The sequence below is a fragment of the Kaistia sp. MMO-174 genome (assembly GCF_037147815.1).
In the GTDB taxonomy this organism is placed as follows: Bacteria; Pseudomonadota; Alphaproteobacteria; order Rhizobiales; family Kaistiaceae; genus Kaistia; species Kaistia nematophila.
Genome location: NZ_JBBCUO010000001.1, coordinates 129,220 through 149,660 on the forward strand (window position 1 = coordinate 129,220; position 20,441 = coordinate 149,660).

The following is a 20,441-nucleotide window of genomic DNA, read 5'->3' on the forward strand; positions in this document are numbered from 1 at the left end:
CAGGCGCCGCATTTTACGGGGCCGGAGGCGGGAGGTAAAGCTGGCGCGGTCGTTTGGTTGTGCAGCTAAGTATTTTGGAACAAATGCAAATTCGTCGTATGGCCTGGCTCTGTGACAGCCATCACAGTCACGCTAGCGCTCGCCGAGCGCCGCGAGCGCGGTGATCGCGGCCGAGGCGCGGTTCTCGACGCCGAGCTTCTGGTAGACCTGCTCGAGGTGCTTGTTCACCGTGCGCGGTGACAGGCCCAGGATCTCGGCGATGTCGCGGTTCGACTTTCCGCGCGCGATCCAGAGCAGCACTTCCGCCTCGCGCTGGGTGACGGTGAACTGCTTGCGCAGCAGCGCCTCCTGGCCGCTGTCGTCATCGCTCGACAGGCGGAACAGGAACTCGTCCTCGCCGGTCTTGCCGACGAAGGCGAGCTGCAGCTGCCGGCCGCCCTCGACGGTGATCGGGCCGGGCGAGGCGCCGCCGCCGCGCTGGCCGGCCGAGATGCGGAGCCAGAGCTTGACGCTCTCCGGCAGGTGGATGGCGCCGTCGCGGCCGGGCAGCGTCGCCTCCAGCAGCTTCACCGCCTGCGGCGTGCACCAGCGGATCTCGCCGTCGCGATTGGCGGCGAGCAGGTAGCGCCCGGCGGTATCGAGCGCCATGCGGGCGCTCTGCGCCGTGCGGGCATTGGCGAGGTGGACGCGGATGCGCGCGAGCAGCACGTCGAGCACGATCGGCTTGGTGACGTAGTCGACGCCGCCGGCCTCCAGGCCCTCGAGGATGTGCTCGGTCTCGGAGAGGCCGGTCATGAAGATGACGGGCACATGCGCGAGCGCCGTGTTCGCCTTCAGCCTTCGGCAGGCCTCGAAGCCGTCCATGCCTGGCATGACCGCGTCCATCAGCACGATGTCGGGCGTGATTCGCTCGACGAGCGCCAGCGCCCGCGCGCCGGAGGTCGCCACCAGCACCGTGGCGCCGGAGCGCTCCAGCGCCTCGGTGAGAAAGCTCAGCGTCTCGGGCGAATCGTCGACAACGAGGACGATGTCGCGGGCATGCGCCGTCTCAGTCATGCTCGCCCACCCCCTCGAGCGTCGATTGATAGAGGTCGAAGTCGAAATTGCGCAGATGCGTCCGCAGCGCCGCGACCAGCGGCTGGTTGCCGCTTTCCGACGCCAGTTCGTCGAGCTTCGCCTCGATGCCGCGGACATAGCCGATCTGGCCGAGGTCGAGAAGCTCGCGCACATGCTCGGCGCCGGGGTTCTTCAGCGGCGCGGAAGGCTCGGCCGGCGGCGGCGCGTTCGGCTCGTCGTTCCAGTCGAGCTCGAGCAGCGCCTGGATGCGGTCGAGCAGCTGCCGCATGTCGAACGGCTTCGGCAGCGCCGCGTCGTGGGCGGCGTCCTCGGCCGGCTCCGGCTGCATTTCGCCGAGGCTCGCAGACAGCATGACGATCGGCGCCGCATGGCCGCCTTCGCGCAGGCGCCGCGCCAGTTCGAAGCCGGTCATGCCGGGCATGGAGATGTCGAGCAGGAAGAGGTCTGGGCGGATGTCGGTGGTCAGCGCCAGGCATGCCGTGCCGTCCGGCACGGCGAGCACGACGAAGCCGAGCGGCTCCAGGATCTGGCGCACCAGCTCGCGATGGTCCTGGTCGTCGTCGGCGACGAGGATGGTGCGCCGCGCTCCCTGGTAGCCGAAGATGCGCCGCGCGGGCGGCGGCGGCGCCGGCCGCTCGATCGCCGCCAACATCACGCGCACCTCGAAGGTGCTGCCGACGCCCGGCGTGCTGCGCAGGCGGATGTCGCCGCCCATCAGCTGCGCCAGCATCTTGGTGATGGTCAGCCCGAGGCCGGTGCCCGGCACGGCGTTTACCTGCGGCCCGGCGCCCCGCTCGAAAGGCTCGAAGATGCGCTCGACATCCTCGGCCGCGATGCCGGGCCCGGTGTCCTCGACCCAGAGCGTGGCGATCTGGCTTCGATAGCCTACGCGCAGCGTCACGCCGCCGCGCTCGGTGAATTTTATGGCGTTGGAGAGCAGATTGACGAGGATCTGGCGCAGTCGCTTCTCGTCGGTCGCCACCATCTCGGGCAGCTTATCCGGCCGCTCGAAGCGGAACGCCAGCCCCTTTGCCTCGGCCTGGAAACGGAACATCTCCACCACCTGGTCGAGGAAATCGCCGAGCCGGATCTCGTTGCGCTGCAACCGCAGCCGGCCCGTCTCGATGCGCGAGATTTCCAGCAGGCCGTCGATCAGGCCGGAGAGATGCTCGGCGCTGCGGCGGATGACGCTGATATTGTTCTGTCGCGCCGGGGGAATGCTATCGTCGCGCTCGAGGATCTGCGCATAGCCGAATACGGCGTTGAGCGGCGTGCGCAATTCATGGCTGAGGCCGACCAGGTAGCGGCTCTTGGCCTGGTTGGCGGATTCGGCCGCCTCCTTGGCGCGCTGCAGTTCGGCGTCGGTCTTCCGGTGCGCCTCGATTTCGCGGAGCAGCAGCGTCGTCTGTCGCGCCGATTCCTCCTGCGCCACGTGCCGGCTCTCATTCGCCAGCACCAGGAACCAGGCGGCGATGCCGGAAACAATGAGAAGGATGAAGAAGGCCGCCCAGAGCGTCTGGCGGATGACGTCGCCATGCGGCCCGCCATAGGCCGTCGCCTGCACGTGGATCAGCAGCAGCACCAGGCTGATCACCGCCATGAACAGGGTCAGGATCCCCGCATATTGCACGATGCGCGGGCTGATCCGCGCGGCGATCCCCGCCGGCAGCAGCGTCGAGGCGGCCTCGCTCACCTGCGCCTGCAGCCGCGCGTGCGGCTTGCAGAGGTCGTGGCAGCGGGCGTCGAGCGAGCAGCAGAGCGAACAGATCGGGCCGGAATAGGCCGGGCAATAGGCGCTGTCCTCCGGCTCGAAATAATGCTCGCAGACCGTGCACTGGATCTCCTTCATTTGGTGCCAGTGGGCGCGCGGCTTGCGGGCGAGATAGTATCGCCCGCCGGTCGCCCAGGCGATGGCGGGAGCGGCGACGAGCGCGACGCCGAGCGCAATGAAGGGGGCGAAGGCCCTGGCGATCTCTCCGAACAGGCCGACGGCGCCGATCAGTCCCAGCATGGCGGCGATCGCCATCGAGCCGACGCCAACCGGGTTGATGTCGTAGAGATGGGCGCGCTTGAACTCGATGCCGGGCGGCGACAGGCCGAGCGGCTTGTTGATGGCGAGGTCGGCGACGATGGTGCCGAGCCAGGCGACGGCGACGACGGAGAACAGCCCCAGCGTCTGCTCCAGCGCCTTGTAGATACCGAGCTCCATCAGGAGCAGCGCGATCGCCACGTTGAAGACGAGCCAGACGACGCGGCCGGGGTGGCTGTGGGTCAGGCGCGAGAAGAAGTTCGACCAGGCGAGTGAGCCCGCATAGGCGTTCATCACGTTGATCTTCAGCTGCGAGACGACGACGAAGGCGGCGGTGAGGAACAAAGCCGCGTCCTGCCAGGGCAGCACGTAGCCGAAGGCGACGACATACATCCGCGCCGGCTCGGCCGCATGCTCGGCCGGCACGCCGTGGCGCAGCGCCAGCACGGCGAGGAACGAGCCGAACAGCAGCTTCGGCGCGCCGACGAGGATCCAGCCGGCGCCGGCGAGCAGCGTCGCGATGCGGCCGCGCCTACCCTCCAGGCCGGAAGCCGGCAGGAAGCGCAATATGTCGACCTGTTCGCCGATCTGCGGCATCAGGCCGAGGATGACCGAGCTGGCCGCGCCGAGCGAGACGAGGTCGAGGCCGTGATGGCCGGGCGCCGGCGCCAGGCCCTCGAAGGCGAACCAGTCGGCGATCGAGCCCGAATCCTGCCAGAGGATGAAGCCGACCGGCAGGATGTTCAAAATGATCCAGAGCGGCTGGGTGAAGATCTGGAAGCGGCTGATCCAGGTGATGCCGTGCGTCACCAGCGGGATTACGGCCGCCGCGCTCAGGATGTAGCCGAGCCAGGGCGGGATGCCGAAGGCGATCTCCAGCGCCGTCGTCATGATCGAGGCTTCGATCGCGAACAGGATGAAGGTGAAGGTGGCGTAGATCAGCGACGTCACCGTCGAGCCGATATAGCCGAAGCCGGCGCCGCGGGTGAGCAGGTCGATGTCGACGCCGTAGCGCGAGGCGTAGCGGGCGATCGGCAGTCCGGTCAGGAGCAGCACGAGGCCGACGACGAGCGTCGCCGCGAAGGTGTTGGCGGTGCCGTGCGACAGGGTGATGGCGCCGCCGATCGCCTCCAGCGCCAGGAAGGAGATGGCGCCGATCGCGGTCTGCGCGACGCGCGGTGTCGTCCAGCGCCGGGCGCTCTTGGCGGTGAAGCGCAGCGCATAGTCTTCCAGCGTCTGGTTGGCGACCCAGCGGTTATAGTCCCGGCGGACGGGAAGGATCCGCTGTCGTCCCGTCATCGCGCGTCTGCTTATCTTCTGGGCCTGCCTATGATTTGAGCGATGATGCGGGATCGGGCCCGGTCGCGCAAGGGGCATTGACGGCTCCGGGCATTCGCAGGAACGGGCGAGACAGGCTTGTCCCGGGCTCGATCGTCATCCCGTCCCCCGAGGCGGGATCCATGGCGCGGCGTGGTTCGTGGCCGGAGCCTGAGGCTCTTCGGCTGGCTAACATGGATTCCTGCTTTCGCAGGAATGACGGGGCTCTTCCCTGCCCGAGAGCGACGGGCTTCCTCGAGCCTCCGCTCCCGTCCCGCTCCGGCAGTCGTGATCCACATACGTCAATCGACGTATATGCTGCACTGCCACAACTGTCCGACAGTTCCCCCACGAACGAGCCGGGTCGCCGGTCCGGATCCCAAGCCGGAAGCGCCCGAGGAGCCGGTTTCGTCTCGCGCAGTCGCAAACCAACCGCTCCGCTCCGGCCCTGGCCGGAGAAGGGGCAGAGCAGGGGGAATTGAGACCGATGAGCTATATGAGCCGCATGTTCGGCGCGATCGCGACGGCAGCCATGATTGGCGCCGGAACGGTCGGCGCCATCGCCGCGGAGGACACGATCAAGGTCGGCGTCCTCCATTCGCTGTCGGGCACGATGGCGATTTCCGAGACCACGCTGAAGGACACCGTCCTCTTCCTGATCGACGAGCAGAACAAGAAGGGCGGCGTGCTCGGCAAGAAGCTCGAGGCCGTCGTCGTCGACCCGGCGTCGAACTGGCCGCTCTTCGCCGAGAAGGCGCGCGAGCTAATCAGCCAGGACAAGGTCTCGGTCGTGTTCGGCTGCTGGACCTCGGTTTCCCGCAAGTCGGTGCTGCCGGTCTTCAAGGAGCTCGACTCGATCCTGTTCTACCCCGTCCAGTACGAGGGCGAGGAGAGCGAGCGCAACGTCTTCTACACCGGCGCCGCGCCGAACCAGCAGGCGATCCCGGCCGTCGACTACCTGATGAGCGAGGAAGGCGGCGCCGTGAAGCGCTGGGTGCTGGAAGGCACCGACTACGTCTATCCGCGCACCACCAACAAGATCCTCGAGGCGTACCTGAAGTCGAAGGGCGTCGCCGAGGAAGACATCCTGGTCAACTACACGCCGTTCGGCTTCTCCGACTGGCAGACCGAAGTCGCCGCGATCAAGAAGTTCGGCTCGGCCGGCAAGAAGACCGCCGTCGTCTCGACCGTCAACGGCGATGCCAACGTGCCGTTCTACAAGGAACTCGGCAACCAGGGCATCAAGGCGACCGACATCCCGGTCGTGGCCTTCTCGGTCGGCGAAGAAGAGCTGGCTGGCATCGACACCAAGCCGCTCGTCGGCCATCTCGCCGCCTGGAACTACTTCCAGTCGATCGATACGCCGGAGAACGAGGAGTTCATCAAGAAGTGGCGCGCGTTCATCAAGAACGACAAGCGTACCACCAACGACCCGATGGAAGCGACCGTCATCGGCTTCAACGCCTGGGTTAAGGCGGTCGAGAAGGCCGGCACAACCTCGCCGGATAGCGTCATCGACGCCCTGATCGGCGTCTCGGTGCCGAACCTGACCGGCGGCTTCTCCACCATCATGCCGAACCACCACATCACCAAGCCCGTCTATATCGGCGAGATCCAGGACGACGGCCAGATCGACGTCGTGTGGCAGACCCCGGGCCTGGTCGTTGGCGACGAATGGTCCGACTACCTGCCGGACTCGAAGGACCTGATCTCCGATTGGCGGGCCCCGATGTCCTGCGGCAACTTCAATGTCGCGACCGGCAAGTGTGGCGGCAAGGGTTCCTGACCTCCTCTGCCCACCCAGACCCGGTAGCGGGAGGCGGCGCGTCCGCCTCCCGTCTTCGATCGGGGCGGAGGCCGCCAGGCTCTCCCGGAACGCTCCGTCTTTGAGAAAGAGGAGCCCGCCCGGCGGGCGCCTCGCACCACGCACCGTTTCAAGACAACTGAGGCTTCGAGCCTGAGGATAGACCCGTGGTCGACATCATTTCCCACTGCAAGGCCCTTCTCGCCATCCTGGCTCTCGTCGTTCTCGCCGCCATTCCGGCGGCCCGCGCCGACGATCTGAAGCCGCTGGTAGACGGGCTCGGCAAGCCCGGTTACGCCGCCCTGAAGGACGCCGTCGGCGCGCTCGCCGCGACGGGCGATCCGGCGGTGGCGCCCGTCCTGCAATCGCTCACGGCCGGCGACCTCTATGTCCGCAAGTCGGACCGCGCCGTATTCGCCGCCAGCAAGGCTGACGGCGGCTTCAAGCTCGCCGATCCCGCGAGCGGCGCGGACGCCGGCACCGCATCCTCCGGCGAGGTCGAGAAGATCAAGGTCAACAACGCCGTTCGCGAGGCGGTGACGGCGGCGCTCGGCTCGCTGACGCTGATGAGCCCGGATCCGGCCCGGCGCCTGGCCTCCGCCGCCGACCTGTTCAAGAGCGCCGACCCGGCGCAGATCCCGCTGATCGACCAGGCGATATCAAAGGAAAGCGACCCGCGCGTCGCCACCACGCTGCAACTCGCGCGCGCCGCGGCGGTGCTGAAGTCGGACGAACCCGATGCCGACAAGATCGCCGCGATCAACGTGCTGCAGGCGAAGGGCGGTCGCGACGTGCTGGCGCAATTGACGGCGATCGAGGCTTCGTCGCCGGACGGCGCGGTCAAGGCGGCGGCGACGAGTGCGCTCACCTCGATCCGCGGCACGCTGGCGCTCTGGGACGGCGCGCAGAACATCCTCTATGGCGTCTCGCTCGGCTCGGTGCTGCTGCTCGCCGCGATCGGCCTTGCCATCACGTTCGGCGTCATGGGCGTCATCAACATGGCGCATGGCGAGATGGTGATGCTCGGCGCCTACACCACGTTCGTCGTGCAGGAACTGATCCGCAACAATGCGCCCTTCCTGTTCGACTGGTCGCTGGCAATCGCGCTGCCGCTCGCCTTCCTCGTCGCGGGCCTCGTCGGCGTGCTGATCGAGCGCCTGGTGATCCGCTATCTCTACGGCCGGCCGCTGGAAACGTTGCTCGCCACCTGGGGCGTGTCGCTGATCCTGCAGCAGGCGGTGCGCACCTGGTTCGGCCCCAACAACCGCGAGGTCGGCAATCCGTCCTGGATGTCGGGCGCCTTCGAGCTCGGCAACCTCACCATCACCTATAACCGCATGTGGATCGTTGTCTTCGCGCTGGTCGTGTTCGCGGCGCTGATGCTGGTCTTGAAGCGGACCGCCTTCGGCCTGCAGACCCGCGCCGTGACGCAGAACCGGCCGATGGCGTCGTCGATGGGCATCCGCACGCCCTGGGTCGACGCGCTCACCTTCGGCCTCGGTTCGGGTATCGCGGGCATCGCCGGCGTCGCGCTCTCGCAGATCGACAATGTCAGCCCCAATCTTGGCCAGGGCTACATCATCGACTCGTTCATGGTGGTGGTGTTCGGCGGCGTCGGCAATCTCTGGGGCACGCTGGTCGGCGCCTTCACGCTCGGCATCGCCAACAAGTTCCTCGAGCCCTATGCCGGCGCGGTGCTCGGCAAGATCCTGGTCCTCGTCTTCATCATCCTGTTCATCCAGAAGCGCCCGCGCGGCCTGTTCGCGCTGAAGGGCCGGGCGGTGGAAGCGTGATCGCCCGGATGATGGCGACGGCGGAAGTCCTTCGCTCCGCCTCGCAGAGGAACTCGGCGGCGAACGGCCGGCGGGCGAGGCGCAGGAGCCTCGCCGGATGGTTCCGGAAACTCTCATCCGGCCTGCTCGGCCGGCTTCTCCCTCCGGGAGAGGCGAAGAAAGGGCTTGCCCCATGCTGACCGCCTTCGTCCTGCGCGCGCTCGACCGCCGCACCTCGATCGTCCTGCTCGTCATCCTCGGCGTCGGCATCCTTCTGCCCGTGCTGAACCTCGCGACGGACCCGTCGAGCCCGTTCCATGTGCCCACCTATGTCCTGACCCTGCTCGGCAAGTACCTGACCTATGCGCTGTTGGCGCTGTCGGTCGATCTGGTCTGGGGCTTCTGCGGCATCCTCTCGCTCGGCCACGGCGCCTTCTTCGCCCTCGGCGGCTATGCCATGGGTATGTATCTGATGCGCCAGATCGGCGACCGCGGCGTCTACGGCAATCCGGTGCTGCCGGATTTCATGGTGTTCCTGAACTGGAAGGAGCTGCCCTGGTTCTGGACCGGCTTCGAGCATTTCTGGGTCGCCGCGATCATGGTGCTGCTGGTGCCCGGCCTGCTCGCCTTCGTGTTCGGCTGGTTCGCCTTCCGCTCCCGCGTCACCGGCGTCTATCTGTCGATCATCACCCAGGCGATGACCTATGCGCTGCTGCTCGCCTTCTTCCGCAACGACATGGGCTTCGGGGGTAACAACGGGTTAACGGATTTCAAGGACATCCTGGGCTTCGACATCCAGGCCGACGCCACGCGCGGCGCGCTGTTCTTCGCCTCGGCGCTGGCGCTCGCCATCGGCTTCTGGATCTGTCGCGCGGTGATCGCCTCGAAGTTCGGCAAGGTGCTGGTCGCCGTCCGCGACGCCGAGAGCCGCACCCGCTTCATCGGCTACCGGGTCGAGGGCTACAAGCTCGTCGTCTGGACGCTGTCGGCCATGATGGCGGGCGTCGCCGGCGCGCTCTACGTGCCGCAGATCGGCATCATCAATCCCGGCGAATTCGCCCCGGCCAATTCGATCGAGGCGGTGATCTGGGTGGCGGTCGGCGGCCGCGGCACGCTGATCGGCCCGATCGTCGGCGCGCTGCTCGTCAATTTCGGCAAGACCTGGTTCACCTCCGGCATTCTCGCCGAATACTGGCTGTTCGTGCTCGGCGGCCTGTTCGTCCTCGTCACGCTGTTCCTGCCCAGGGGCGTCGTCGGCTCGCTGCTGGCGATGGGCGCGAAGAAGAAGCCGGTTGAAAAGCCGATCGAGGATGTGGTGGCGCCGGGCGTCGCCGCTGGCCAGGCAGCGGAGTGAAGCCATGACCGTGACCACCGAACCTTCCCGCGTCGCGCATGCGAAAGCCAAGGATTCGCTGCTCTATCTCGACGGCGTCAGCGTCTCCTTCGACGGCTTCAAGGCCCTGCGCGGTCTGTCGCTGGTGATCGAGCCGGGCGAGATGCGGGCCATCATCGGCCCGAACGGCGCCGGCAAGACGACGATGATGGATGTCATCACCGGCAAGACCAGGCCGGATTCCGGCGACGTCTATTTCTCCGGCGATACCGACCTGACCCGCATGGACGAGGCGTCGATCGCCTCGCTCGGCATCGGTCGCAAGTTTCAGAAGCCGACGGTGTTCGAGAGTCACACGGTCTGGGACAATATCGACCTGGCGCTCGCCGGTGTCCGCAAGCCCTTTGCCACCCTGTTCCACCGCACTTCGAAGGCCGAGATCGCGCGGGTGGAGGAGATCCTCGAGATCATCCGCCTTGCCGACAAGCGCCATTGGTTCGCCGCCAATCTCTCGCACGGCCAGAAGCAGTGGCTGGAGATCGGCATGCTGCTGGCGCAGGAGCCGAAGCTGCTCCTCGTCGACGAGCCGGCGGCCGGCATGACCGATGCCGAGACGGCGCAGACGGCGATCCTGCTGAAGGAGATCGCCAGGACCAAATCGGTCGTCGTGGTCGAGCACGACATGACCTTCGTGCGCGATCTCGGCGTCAAGGTGACGGTTCTGCACGAGGGCTCGGTGCTTTCCGAGGGATCGCTCGACGCGGTCTCGGCCGATCCGAAGGTGATCGAGGTCTATCTGGGGCGCTAGGCGATGGCTGACGATCCGCGCGGCGACGGCGACAAGGCGGGGCCGGACAAGCGGCCGCCGAAGCGCGAGCGCGCGGTGAAGCTGAGCCGCTCGGCGGCGTGGAAGCTCGCCTCGGCGAGTGGGATGAAAGCGACAAGTCTGCCGGATGGCGGGAAGGGCTGAGCGATGCTCGAAGCGAAGAATGTCGATCTCTTTTATGGCGCCGCCCAGGCGCTGCGCCATGTCTCGCTCTCGGCCGAGACCGGCAAGGTGACATGCCTGATGGGGCGTAACGGCGTCGGCAAGACGAGCCTGCTCCGCGCCATCGTCGGCCAGAAGCCGATCGCCGGCGGCGAGATCCTGTGGGAGGGCAAGCCGCTCGGCCGCATGGCGCCGCATGAGCGGGCCAAGGCCGGCATCGCCTATGTACCGCAGGGGCGGGAGATCTTCCCGCTCCTGTCGGTAAAGGAGAATCTGGAGACGGGCTATGCGCCGCTCGCGCGTCGCGAACGCAACATTCCCGACTATGTGTTCGATCTGTTTCCGGTGCTGAAGGATATGCTTCGCCGTCGAGGCGGCGATTTGTCAGGCGGCCAGCAGCAGCAGCTCGCCATCGGGCGTGCGCTGGTGATGCGGCCGCGACTGCTCGTCCTCGATGAGCCGACGGAGGGCATCCAGCCGTCGATCATCAAGGATATCGGCCGCGCGATCCAATGGCTCCGCCAGCAAGGCACGATGGCCATTCTGCTGGTGGAGCAATATTTTGACTTCGCACATGAGCTCGCCGATGATTTTGCCGTGATGGACCGCGGGGAGATCGTCGTCTCGGGTCCGCAATCCGAAATGGGCTCGGAACTCGTCCGCGCCCATCTTACCGTATGAAGCAACGCTCCATGGCGCCCAGGTCGCGGGCGCGCTGACGCTTTGCCTCGTTGCGGCGCTCCAGCTTGTTGTAGAGCGCGCGAATGTCCTCTGAACGCACGCCGTCGCTGGCCATGACGAGCCCGATGATCGGATCGTGCAGCAGTTCGTTGAGGGAAGCCTCCCGTGGGAAGCAGGCGGTGGAAACGTCCATGACGGTTCTCCTGATCTCGCTTCGGTGTTCGGATACTAACCAGAACCATGTGCGGTTTTTATGACGGATGTCACACGCTGGGTTCACAATCGCTTGAGGCTCCAGCGCGTGAACCCAGCTTTTTGTTTTGCCGCCGTAGCTTAGCGGCAGCCGGCCGGCAGCGTGCCCGGCAGGATGACGGTGCCGCCGACCGAGAAGGTCTCGCCATTGTTCTGCGATAGCGTGGTCGACGTCCACGTGCCGGTGTCTGCCACGCAGTTCGCCGGCGCCTGGCCGACCGCGATGCTGCCGGACAGGTTGCTGAGTTCGCCGGCGAGGTGAACCGCTTCGTCGGTCGAGCTGACGACCTTCACATTGGTGAAGCTGACATCGCTGAGGGCGCCGCCGAAGAAGGACGGGCCGTACAGGTAGACGCCGTGCGTTCCGGCGTTGGTGATCTCGATGTTCGAGAAGGCCACGTTGGAGGACCCCATGTTCATCATGATGCCGGCGCGGCTGGTGTCGCGGATAGTGACGTTGGACACCGTGATGTCGCTGGCCGGGTCCGCGAAGGACGACGGGCCGATGAACTGCAGCGCGTTGACGCCGCCGGCCAGCGTCAGGCCGTCCATGCTGATGCCGGAGCTCGACATGATCACGATCAGGTCCATCGTCCGGTCCATGGCCGTATTGTCGATGGAAAGGTTGCGGATCGCGATGTCGGAGGCACCGACGAGCTGCAGGGCTTCGCGGCGGGTATTGGTGATGGAGACGTTCTCGATCGTCAGGCCGGTCGTCGGGTTCGGCGCGCGCAGGCCGTAGATGTCGTTCTCCCAGTCGTCGATCTCGTCGAAGGCCGCGTTGGCGAAGATGCCGTAGGTGACGTCCCGGATCTCGACGTCGCGGATGGTGACGTCCTTGGCCGAGAACAGCGAGATCGCCGTGTTGGGGACGCTGCGTTCCGGATCGTAGATCGAGAACTCGCACTCGGTATTGTCGGTGCAGATCGTCAGGTCGTGGATCTTGCTGCCTTCGATCAGCGCGCCGTCGACTTCGCTCAGCAGGATGCCGTTGCCCGCCGTCTCGGCAATGTCGAGACTGCGCAGGAAGATGGTCTCGACGCCGTCCGCGAGGATGCCGTCGCGGCCGCCGCGGATCGACAGCCCGACCGCGCCGCTCTCGTCGGCCATGGCGAGCACATCTTCCGTCGTCGTCGTGCCGACCAGCTTCGTCTCGGCGCCGGAGCGCGTGAAGGTCGCCTTGCCGCCGCTGCGGGCGCCGATGATTTCCAGGCCGCCCTGGCCGCCGACGATGAACTGGCCGGAGGAGAGCAGCAGCGTCTGGTCGAGCTGGATCACGCCGTCGGCGAGGATCAGGGCGTTCTCGCCCGCAGCCGTGATCGCCGCATTGATCGCCGCCGCGTCGCCGGTGGCGGCGGAAACGGTACGGACATTGCCAACGATATTGCCGGTATCGGCATAGATCGCCGCTTCCGCGTCGCCGGTGGCGCCGACGGCGGTGCGGATGAAATTGGCGCGCTCGACGCGCTGCATCAGCGGGTCGCGGTCGGCGAGCGCCGGGCCCGCCTTGCCGAGCGGGATGCGCAGGCGGGCGAGGAACAGGCCCTCGGCTTTGTCCTCGTTGTCATAGGTGAAGCCGGCCGACAGGCTGAAGGTCGAGCCCTGGTTGAAGCCGGGCAGGTCGGAGAAGGACAGTTCCGCGCGCGCGCTGACGCCGGTGATATCGTCGAGGCGGTCACCGTCATACCAGTAGCCGCCGCCATAGAGCATCATCTGCGCCGACGACTTGGCGTCGAACATCGGCAGGCGGAAGCCTGCCTCGCCATCGATGCCGCGCATCGCCTGTTCCTGGCCGGCGCGGAAGACCAGCCGGCCCGCCTCGATCAGCGCGGCATTGGCGTCTGCGGCCGAGCCGTACTTGTCGCCGAAGGGCAGGTAGCCGTTCAGGCGGAACACCATGTCGCGCGAGATCAGCTCGGCGCCGGCGGAGATCTGGTGGAACTCGTTCTTCCGGTCGGTGCGGAGATAGTCGTAGTAGCCATAGGCGCCGACGGTCCAGACGCCGTCCAGCTTCATCCGCCAGCCGAGGCCGGCAGAGAGCTGGTCCATCTGGTCGTTGTTCATGTGGCCGCGGATGTCGCCGAAGCCGATGGAGCGATCGCCGAAGCCGAACGGCAGGAAGATGTCGAAGCCGCCGATGGCGCCATTTTCCTGGCCGCCGCCCAGCGTGACTTCGACGGTCGGTCCAACCGCGTCGGCCTTGGCGGAGGCCGTGATGGCAAGGGTCGAGGCGGCGCAGAGCAGCGCGGCGATGGCGGAGGATCGCATGGTTGCAGGTCCCGGTTCTGGAATGCGCCGGGATTTGAAACAAAACGCCCGGCAATGACTGCCGGGCGGTATAGGGTTGAATCAAGTTATTGAAAACATTTATGTTTTCGATCTTGACTAATGTAAAAGTAGCATTCCGTTACGCAATGCCTGCGGCCGCCTTGAAGGCCGCGACCAGCTTGCTCGCGCGCTCGCCGATATCGGCCGCCGTCATGCCCGGCTTGTAGATGTTCGAGCCGATGCCGAAGCCGGCGCAGCCGGCCTGCAGGTAATCGCCGAAATTGTTCTCGTTGGCGCCACCGACTGCGAGCACCGGCACATGCTTGGGCAGCACCGCCTTCATGGCCTTGATGCCGGACGCGCCGATCAGCTCGGCCGGGAAGAACTTCAGGGCGTCGGCGCCGGCGGCAAGCGCCGCGAAGGCCTCGGTCGGGGTGAAGACGCCCGGATAGGAGTCCATCCGGAGCGCCTTGGTCTTGCGGATCACGGCGGCGTCGGCATTGGGCGAGACGATGATCTCGCCGCCGACATCCTTGACCGCCGCGACCTGCTCTTCGGTCAGCACCGTGCCGGCGCCGACCTTGGCGAGGCCGGCCGAACGCTTCGCCATCTTCTCGATCGAGACGAACGGATCGGGCGAATTGAGCGGCACCTCGATCAGCGTGATCCCGGCCGAGGTCAGCGCGTCGAAGGCCGCGTCCGCCTCGGCGGGCGTGATGCCGCGCAGGATGGCGACGATGGGAAGATGGGAGCCGAACAGGGGATGGGTCATGATCCGAATCTCAAAGGAGGCCGTTGGCGCGGGCGAGGCGGACGAGGCCGCGGCGGACGAGGGCGGAGCCGTCGCGCGTGTCGGCCGGGTGGCCGGCGACCGCGAAGGCGGCGTGATAGGAGCGGGCGAGCGTACGCGAGCCGATGATGCGGATCGGCCGGGAGGCGTCGAGCAGGCCGATCTGGCGGGCGGCAGCGATCTCGCCGCCGATGACCAGGCCCGACAGATAGGCGAGGTTGTCGTCGCCGGAAACGCCGTCCAGCAGCTGGCGGACGCGGACGGAGAAGATGGCGCCGAGGAAGGGCAGACCCTCCGCGATAGTGCGCTTCACGGCGAGGGCGAAATGCGGCGAGCCGGCGATGTCGTCGGCATCCTCCGCCACCGAGTGGCGCAGGAACGACTTGCGCGCCAGCAGGTCGAACATCTCGCCGGTCAGGAAGGTCTGGAAGGTGGTGATCTCGCCGTTCGAGATCGCGGCCCATTTGGAATGGGTGCCGGGCAGGATGGCGATGCCCTCGAAATCGGGCTCCTCTTCCATCAGGCCGATCAGCTGGGTTTCTTCGCCGCGGATGACGTCGCCATCGCGCGCTTCCGACCGGAGCACCAGGCCCGGCACGATCGCCACGGGGCGATGGTCGGACGTTTCGAACTTCAGCAGTCCTTCGGCCAGCGCATCCGGTGAAGTGGGGACGCCGACATAGGCGGCCTCGTGCCAGCCCTGTCGGCTGCCTACCATGCCGGCCATGATCGCCGGCAGCTTCGGCCAGCTGGCGACGAGCGTCTCGAAGGCTTCCTCGTGGCCGGCGCCGCCGAGCGCGCCGATGCCGTCCGCGCTGTCGGCCTCGGCCAGCAGGGCGCCGTCGCGATCGAGCAGCATGGCGCGGCAGCGCGTCGTGCCCCAGTCAACGGCGATGAGAGCGGCGTCGGCAAAGCGATCGGAGGGCATCTTTCGGTCCGTAAGTTCTAAATCGGGTGAGAATGGAACGGTTGTTCGCGGATCGGGGCGTCGTGTCAAGGCGACAGCAGGCCGCTAGCCGTCCGATCGGTAGCTGCGCAGGGTGAGGGCGCGTGCCTTGAACAGGTCGGCGTCCTGCGCGGCGAGGCTCGCCGCGAGGTTGGCGCCCTGCGCCCGGGTCCGGGATGTCGCCTGGAAGCGGCGTTCGGCCGCGACATAGGCTTCCCACTGCTTTTGCGCGCCGCGCAGGATGCCGCGCGAGCGGGCGTCGAGGGTCGCCGCCAGCGCGAAATAGGCGCTCGTCATTTCTTTTTCCCAGGCGCCGCGAGCGCTGGTGAAGCAGGCGGCCTTGCCGACCGTTTCGCCGGCTTCCGGCGTGGCGAGGCACGAGGCAAGCGCCGCGTCGATCGGGTCGGCGGCGCTTTCCAGCGCCACGGCCGGGGTCGAAAGGATGCCTGCCGCCATCAGCAGCAGGCCAGCCAGACTCGGACGCATGCGTTCCGCTCCATTCCACCAGGCAAATCAACCAACCGGATTTCGTCCCGAACCGGTGGCGCGGTCAATCCCGCGGGGCCGGTCCCGTGGATGCGCGGACGACGAGGTCGACCGGCCAGAGTTCGTGGATGCTGGCAGGCGAGCGGCCTTCGACGATGAGTTCCATCAGGAGTTCCGCCACCCGCGTTCCGGCGGCGCGGATCGACGAGCGTGTCGTCGACATGGTCGGCACCATGGCGTCCGGGTTGAGGAAGGGGATCACGTCGTCATGCGCGATCATCGAGATGTCACGGCCGAGCTCGAGCCCTGCCGAACGGATGGCGCGCAGGGCGCCGAGCGACATCATCATCGAGGAGACGAGCAGGGCGGTCGGGCGCGGCCGCTGCGCCAGGAAGCGCGCCGTGATGCGGTAGCCGGTCTCGTCCGACATGATGCCTTCCGCCACCAGGTTCTCGTCGACCTCGACGCCATGGGCGGCAAGCGCCCGACGGAAGCCGCGGTCGCGGTCGAGCGCGAAATTGTGGCGGGTCTCGCCGTTGATCAGGCCGATGCGGCGATGGCCGAGGTCGAGCAGGTGCTTGGCCGCGTGCCGGAAGGCGCCTTCGTTGTCGATGTCGAGCCAGGCATAGTCGAGCGGGCTGTTCGTCCGGCCATGCACGACGAAGGGCAGGCCCAGCTCGTTCAGCAGCGCGACGCGCGGATCGTCGACGGTCGGGCTGGACACGATGACGGCGTCGACGCGCGAGCTGATCGCCATGCGCCGGTAGGTCGCCATCTCGTCGCCGGCCTTGGACGGCGACAGCACGATATCGATCTCGTCCTTCATCAGCCTTTCGCCGAGGCCGGCCTGGAATTCGATATAGTGCGGATCGAGCAGCATGTTGCGGTCGGTCGGCAGCACGATGCCGATGGCGCCGGCCCGGCCGGTGGCGAGACGGCGGGCGCTGGCGTTGGGGCGGTAGTCATAGCGGCGCGCCGCGTCGAGCACGCGTTGCCGCGTCTCCTCGTTGACCTCGGGATAGCCGTTCAGCGCGCGACTCACGGTCGTCTGCGACAGGCCGAGATGCAGCGCCAGTTCCTTAAGTCTCATCAGAAAAATCATCCTCCCCGAAGGGCATTCAAAGCGCTTTCAATCCACGGCGCAAGCGGGCTGGCGGGTTGCGGAGGGCGTTCGTGTTCGATGCTGCGATGCACCATCGGTGTCCTATTCCAGAAAACTGCAATAAATCAACTAAGTGCTATGTTTTATCATATGAATTTTGAACCGATTTCTGTTGCGGCGCACGGTGGCAGGCGGCCGTCGCGGGGTTGACAGGGGCGTTTGTTGCCGCTTTGAATGACCTCAAAGCGCTTTGAGGAAAGCGGGGTCGTCGGCCTTTGCCGAGGCGCTTAGGGGGAGAAGGGGTGGCGCGCCGGGGGTGATGGACACCAGCGGTCGCGACGGCTTCGAGGCTCCTGTCACGGAATGTCTCTCAGGGAGGTTCTTACAAATGAAGTTGCGCTCCGCGCTTATGGCTTTCGGCGCCGGCATCGTCCTCATGGGCAATGTCGCCAACGCCGCCAATCTGTCGATCGTGTCGGGTGACACCGGCAACGGCCTCGCCGTGCTGCGCGAGCAGCTCGACATCTTCGAGAAGAACACCGGCAACAAGGTCACGATCGTGCCGATGCCGTCCTCGACGAGCGACCAGTTCGGTCAGTACAAGCTGTGGCTTGCGGCTGGCAACTCGGACATCGACGTCTACCAGACCGACGTCATCTGGGCGCCGCAGCTGTCGGACCAGCTGCTCGACCTGACCGACGCCACCAAGGACGTGGTCGGCGCGCATTTCCCGTCGATCATCGAATCGCAGACCGTGAACGGCAAGCTCGTCGCGCTGCCAATCTTCACCGACGCGCCGGCGCTCTATTACCGCAAGGACCTGCTTGAGAAGTACGGCAAGCAGCCGCCGAAGACCTGGGACGAGCTCGCGGCGACCGCGAAGGAGATTCAGGACAAGGAGCGCGAGGCCGGCAACAAGGACATCTGGGGCTTTGTCTGGCAGGGCAACTCCTATGAGGGCCTGACCTGCAACGCGCTCGAGTGGGTCAAGTCGAACGGCGGCGGCCAGATCATCGAGGCCGACGGCGAGATCTCGATCAACAACCCGCAGGCAGCGGCTGCCATCGACCGCGCCAAGGGCTGGGTCAACACCATCTCCCCGCCGGGCGTGCTCGCCTACCAGGAAGAGGAAGCCCGCGGCGTCTGGCAAACCGGCAATGCCGTCTTCATGCGCAACTGGCCCTACGCCTACGGTCTCGGCAATGGCGCCGACTCGGCCGTGAAGGACAAGTTCGACGTCGTGCCGCTGCCGGCCGGCTCGGGTGAGGGCGCCAAGTCCGCCGCCACGCTGGGCGGCTGGAACCTGGCCGTCTCGAAGTACACGAAGAACCCGAAGGAAGCGATCGAGCTGGTCAAGTTCATCGCCTCGCCGGAAATGCAGAAGCTGAAGGCCCTGAAGGCTTCCAACCTGCCGACGATCCAAGCCCTCTATGACGATGCCGACATCGCCAAGGAGCAGTCGATCATCCCGCGCTGGAAGGAAGTGTTCCAGAACGCCGTGCCGCGTCCGTCGGCTCCGGCCAAGGTCAAGTACAACGAAGTGTCGTCCAACTTCTGGACCGCCACGCATGACACGCTGAGCGGCAACGGTTCGGCGGCTGACAACCTCGAGCAGCTCGAGGCCAAGCTGACCAAGCTCAAGGGCGGCGGCTGGTAGTCCAGCCCCCTGCATGCCGGCATTCACGCGAATGCCGGCATCGCCCGTTGACCCAATCGGCGTGGCGGATACCCTCGGGTTCGCCACGCCGTTCCGTTCATGCCGAGCTATCGGCCCCAACAGCGAAAGCCGAGAACATGGCGGTAGCCGAGACCATTGCTGCGCCCGTCGCGGGCATGCGCTCCGACCTAATGCGCCAGAGGGTGCGTTCGGCCTGGATATTCCTGGCCCCGATGCTCGCGGTGCTGGCCCTCGTCGCCGGCTGGCCGCTGGTGCGAAGCATCTATTTCTCGTTCACCGATGCGTCGCTTTCCAATATCAGCGCGGCGCAGTGGATCGGTTTCGAGAACTATTTCTCGGCCACCACGCTGAAGAGCGGCAAGGTGATCTATGACGGCCTGCTCGTCGACCCGATCTGGTGGCGCGCCGTCTGGAACACGGTCAAGTTCACCATCGTCTCGGTGACGCTGGAGACGATCTTCGGCACCATCGTGGCGCTCGTGCTCAACGCTGAATTCCGCGGCCGTGGCATCGTCCGCGCCGCCATCCTAGTGCCGTGGGCGATCCCCACCGTCGTCTCCGCCAAGATGTGGAGCTGGATGCTCAACGACCAGTTCGGCATCATCAACGACGCGCTGATGCATCTCGGCATCATCTCGAGCAAGATCGCCTGGACCGCCAATCCCGACACGGCGATGTTCGCGGTCCTGCTCGTCGACATCTGGAAGACGACGCCGTTCATGGCGCTCTTGATCCTCGCGGGCCTGCAGATGGTCCCGGGCGACATCTACGAGGCCGCCAAGATCGACGGCGTGCATCCGGTCAAGGTCTTCTTCAAGGTCACCCTGCCGCTGATCCGGCCGGCCCTGATGGTCGCGGTGATCTTCCGCATGCTCGACGCGCTCAGGATCTTCGACCTGATCTACGTGCTGACGCCGAACAATTCCCAGACCAAGACGATGTCGGTCTATGCCCGAGAGAACCTGTTCGATTTCGACAAGTTCGCCTATGGCTCGGCCGCCGCGACCTTCCTGTTCCTGATCCTTGCGGTCATCACGGTGGTCTACATCGTTGTCGGACGCGTCAACTTCGATGGAGGCCGATAATGCTCTGGACCCTGGCCAAGCGGACGGCCTTCTACGCGCTGGTCGTCCTCATCGTCTTCATTTCGGTCTTCCCGTTCTATTACGCGGTGCTGACCTCGTTCAAATCGGGCACGGACCTGTTCCGGGTCGACTACTGGCCGACCTCCTTCGCGCTTGACAACTACGTCTCGGTGCTGACCACTGGCAGCTTCGTCCGCAACCTCGGCAATTCGCTGCTGGTGTCGACCGTGGTGGTGGCGATCTCGCTGTTGCTGGCTGTGACGGCATCGTTCGCGCTCGCTCGCGTCCGTTTCCGCGGCCGCTCGCTGTTGCTCTTCACCATCCTGTCGGTGTCGATGTTCCCGCAGATCGCCGTGCTCGCCGGCCTGTTCGAGATCGTCCGCTTCTTCGGCATCTTCAACACGCCGCTGGCGCTGATCTTCGCCTACATGATCTTCACCCTGCCGTTCACCGTCTGGGTGCTCACCACATTCATGCGTGATCTGCCGATCGAGATCGAGGAAGCGGCGATCGTCGACGGCGCCTCGCCCTGGGTGATCATCACCAAGGTGTTCATGCCGCTGATGTGGCCGGCGCTGGTGACGACGGGCCTGCTCGCCTTCATCGCCGCCTGGAACGAATTCCTGTTCGCGCTGACCTTCACCTCGTCGAACGCGACCCGCACGGTGCCGGTGGCGATCGCGCTGCTCTCGGGCAGCAGCCAGTACGAGATCCCCTGGGGCAACATCATGGCCGCGTCGGTGATCGTCACGGTGCCGCTGATCGTCCTGGTGCTCATCTTCCAACGCAAGATCATTTCCGGCCTGACCGCCGGCGGCGTAAAGGGCTGATCC

General features: G+C 66.2%; 17 protein-coding genes. 9 read left to right on the forward strand and 8 right to left on the reverse strand.

What is annotated here, in order from left to right; all coding sequences use genetic code 11:
* Positions 1 to 132: 132 nt before the first annotated feature.
* On the reverse strand, positions 133 to 1,056 hold the full coding sequence (locus WFK98_RS00485) for a response regulator transcription factor (RefSeq protein WP_266340655.1): 924 nt from the start codon (positions 1,054 to 1,056) through the stop codon (positions 133 to 135).
* Positions 1,049 to 4,405, reverse strand: a complete 3,357-nt coding sequence (locus WFK98_RS00490) for a hybrid sensor histidine kinase/response regulator (RefSeq protein ID WP_336798920.1) — start codon at positions 4,403 to 4,405, stop codon at positions 1,049 to 1,051. Before WFK98_RS00490 ends, WFK98_RS00485 begins: the two co-directional genes overlap by 8 nt.
* Positions 4,406 to 4,919: 514 nt before the next feature.
* Between WFK98_RS00490 and urtA the strand changes: the two genes are divergently transcribed.
* From urtA to urtE, 6 genes are all read left to right on the forward strand, one after another.
* Complete coding sequence (urtA, locus tag WFK98_RS00495) at positions 4,920 to 6,209, forward strand: urea ABC transporter substrate-binding protein (RefSeq protein ID WP_420909665.1); 1,290 nt, start codon at positions 4,920 to 4,922, stop codon at positions 6,207 to 6,209.
* Positions 6,210 to 6,394: 185 nt separating this feature from the next.
* Complete coding sequence (urtB, locus tag WFK98_RS00500; protein WP_336798921.1) at positions 6,395 to 8,020, forward strand: urea ABC transporter permease subunit UrtB; 1,626 nt, start codon at positions 6,395 to 6,397, stop codon at positions 8,018 to 8,020.
* Between the two features lie 172 nt (positions 8,021 to 8,192).
* Positions 8,193 to 9,353 (forward strand): urea ABC transporter permease subunit UrtC, encoded by a 1,161-nt coding sequence (gene urtC / locus WFK98_RS00505; protein WP_266340651.1) that lies wholly within the window; start codon positions 8,193 to 8,195, stop codon positions 9,351 to 9,353.
* A gap of 4 nt (positions 9,354 to 9,357) precedes the next feature.
* Positions 9,358 to 10,140, forward strand: a complete 783-nt coding sequence (gene urtD, locus WFK98_RS00510; protein WP_336798922.1) for an urea ABC transporter ATP-binding protein UrtD — start codon at positions 9,358 to 9,360, stop codon at positions 10,138 to 10,140.
* A 3-nt stretch (positions 10,141 to 10,143) separates the two neighbouring features.
* Positions 10,144 to 10,302, forward strand: a complete 159-nt coding sequence (locus tag WFK98_RS00515; protein ID WP_336798923.1) for a hypothetical protein — start codon at positions 10,144 to 10,146, stop codon at positions 10,300 to 10,302.
* A 3-nt stretch (positions 10,303 to 10,305) separates the two neighbouring features.
* Positions 10,306 to 11,001 carry an urea ABC transporter ATP-binding subunit UrtE gene (urtE, locus tag WFK98_RS00520; RefSeq protein ID WP_266340648.1) on the forward strand — a complete coding sequence of 232 codons (696 nt, stop codon included), beginning with the start codon at positions 10,306 to 10,308 and terminating at the stop codon, positions 10,999 to 11,001.
* On the opposite strand, the gene WFK98_RS00525 is transcribed toward urtE, so the two are convergent.
* From WFK98_RS00525 to WFK98_RS00550, 6 genes are all read right to left on the reverse strand, one after another.
* A complete protein-coding gene (locus WFK98_RS00525) occupies positions 10,991 to 11,194 on the reverse strand; it encodes a hypothetical protein (protein WP_266340647.1) in 204 nt (67 codons plus the stop codon). The genes urtE and WFK98_RS00525 overlap by 11 nt on opposite strands.
* Positions 11,195 to 11,334: 140 nt before the next feature.
* Positions 11,335 to 13,521, reverse strand: a complete 2,187-nt coding sequence (locus WFK98_RS00530) for a right-handed parallel beta-helix repeat-containing protein (protein WP_336798924.1) — start codon at positions 13,519 to 13,521, stop codon at positions 11,335 to 11,337.
* Positions 13,522 to 13,660: 139 nt separating this feature from the next.
* Positions 13,661 to 14,293, reverse strand: coding sequence for a 2-dehydro-3-deoxy-6-phosphogalactonate aldolase (locus WFK98_RS00535; protein WP_336798925.1), 633 nt, complete (start codon positions 14,291 to 14,293; stop codon positions 13,661 to 13,663).
* 10 nt (positions 14,294 to 14,303) lie between these two features.
* Positions 14,304 to 15,239, reverse strand: a complete 936-nt coding sequence (locus WFK98_RS00540) for a 2-dehydro-3-deoxygalactonokinase (RefSeq protein ID WP_336798926.1) — start codon at positions 15,237 to 15,239, stop codon at positions 14,304 to 14,306.
* 84 nt (positions 15,240 to 15,323) lie between these two features.
* Positions 15,324 to 15,743, reverse strand: coding sequence for a lysozyme inhibitor LprI family protein (locus tag WFK98_RS00545; protein ID WP_336798927.1), 420 nt, complete (start codon positions 15,741 to 15,743; stop codon positions 15,324 to 15,326).
* Positions 15,744 to 15,807: 64 nt separating this feature from the next.
* Positions 15,808 to 16,833 (reverse strand): substrate-binding domain-containing protein, encoded by a 1,026-nt coding sequence (locus WFK98_RS00550; RefSeq protein ID WP_266340642.1) that lies wholly within the window; start codon positions 16,831 to 16,833, stop codon positions 15,808 to 15,810.
* A gap of 421 nt (positions 16,834 to 17,254) precedes the next feature.
* Between WFK98_RS00550 and WFK98_RS00555 the strand changes: the two genes are divergently transcribed.
* From WFK98_RS00555 to WFK98_RS00565, 3 genes are all read left to right on the forward strand, one after another.
* Positions 17,255 to 18,502: an ABC transporter substrate-binding protein gene (locus WFK98_RS00555; RefSeq protein ID WP_420909664.1), complete on the forward strand. Its 1,248-nt coding sequence runs from the start codon at positions 17,255 to 17,257 to the stop codon at positions 18,500 to 18,502.
* A gap of 137 nt (positions 18,503 to 18,639) precedes the next feature.
* A complete protein-coding gene (locus tag WFK98_RS00560) occupies positions 18,640 to 19,608 on the forward strand; it encodes a carbohydrate ABC transporter permease (protein WP_266340640.1) in 969 nt (322 codons plus the stop codon).
* Positions 19,608 to 20,438, forward strand: coding sequence for a carbohydrate ABC transporter permease (locus WFK98_RS00565; RefSeq protein WP_266340639.1), 831 nt, complete (start codon positions 19,608 to 19,610; stop codon positions 20,436 to 20,438). The genes WFK98_RS00560 and WFK98_RS00565 overlap by 1 nt, the downstream gene beginning before the upstream one ends.
* Positions 20,439 to 20,441: the final 3 nt, after the last annotated feature.

Excerpts from the sequence above, each read along its gene's own strand:
- WFK98_RS00485 (WP_266340655.1), bottom strand. The coding sequence starts at position 1,056 with ATGACTGAGACGGCGCATGCCCGCGACATCGTCCTCGTTGTCGACGAT.
- WFK98_RS00490 (WP_336798920.1), bottom strand. The coding sequence starts at position 4,405 with ATGACGGGACGACAGCGGATCCTTCCCGTCCGCCGGGACTATAACCGC.
- urtA (WP_420909665.1), top strand. The coding sequence starts at position 4,920 with ATGAGCCGCATGTTCGGCGCGATCGCGACGGCAGCCATGATTGGCGCC.
- urtC (WP_266340651.1), top strand. The coding sequence starts at position 8,193 with ATGCTGACCGCCTTCGTCCTGCGCGCGCTCGACCGCCGCACCTCGATC.
- urtD (WP_336798922.1), top strand. The coding sequence starts at position 9,358 with ATGACCGTGACCACCGAACCTTCCCGCGTCGCGCATGCGAAAGCCAAG.
- WFK98_RS00515 (WP_336798923.1), top strand. The coding sequence starts at position 10,144 with ATGGCTGACGATCCGCGCGGCGACGGCGACAAGGCGGGGCCGGACAAG.
- urtE (WP_266340648.1), top strand. The coding sequence starts at position 10,306 with ATGCTCGAAGCGAAGAATGTCGATCTCTTTTATGGCGCCGCCCAGGCG.
- WFK98_RS00525 (WP_266340647.1), bottom strand. The coding sequence starts at position 11,194 with ATGGACGTTTCCACCGCCTGCTTCCCACGGGAGGCTTCCCTCAACGAA.
- WFK98_RS00530 (WP_336798924.1), bottom strand. The coding sequence starts at position 13,521 with ATGCGATCCTCCGCCATCGCCGCGCTGCTCTGCGCCGCCTCGACCCTT.
- WFK98_RS00535 (WP_336798925.1), bottom strand. The coding sequence starts at position 14,293 with ATGACCCATCCCCTGTTCGGCTCCCATCTTCCCATCGTCGCCATCCTG.
- WFK98_RS00540 (WP_336798926.1), bottom strand. The coding sequence starts at position 15,239 with ATGCCCTCCGATCGCTTTGCCGACGCCGCTCTCATCGCCGTTGACTGG.
- WFK98_RS00545 (WP_336798927.1), bottom strand. The coding sequence starts at position 15,743 with ATGCGTCCGAGTCTGGCTGGCCTGCTGCTGATGGCGGCAGGCATCCTT.
- WFK98_RS00550 (WP_266340642.1), bottom strand. The coding sequence starts at position 16,833 with ATGAGACTTAAGGAACTGGCGCTGCATCTCGGCCTGTCGCAGACGACC.
- WFK98_RS00555 (WP_420909664.1), top strand. The coding sequence starts at position 17,255 with ATGGCTTTCGGCGCCGGCATCGTCCTCATGGGCAATGTCGCCAACGCC.
- WFK98_RS00560 (WP_266340640.1), top strand. The coding sequence starts at position 18,640 with ATGGCGGTAGCCGAGACCATTGCTGCGCCCGTCGCGGGCATGCGCTCC.
- WFK98_RS00565 (WP_266340639.1), top strand. The coding sequence starts at position 19,608 with ATGCTCTGGACCCTGGCCAAGCGGACGGCCTTCTACGCGCTGGTCGTC.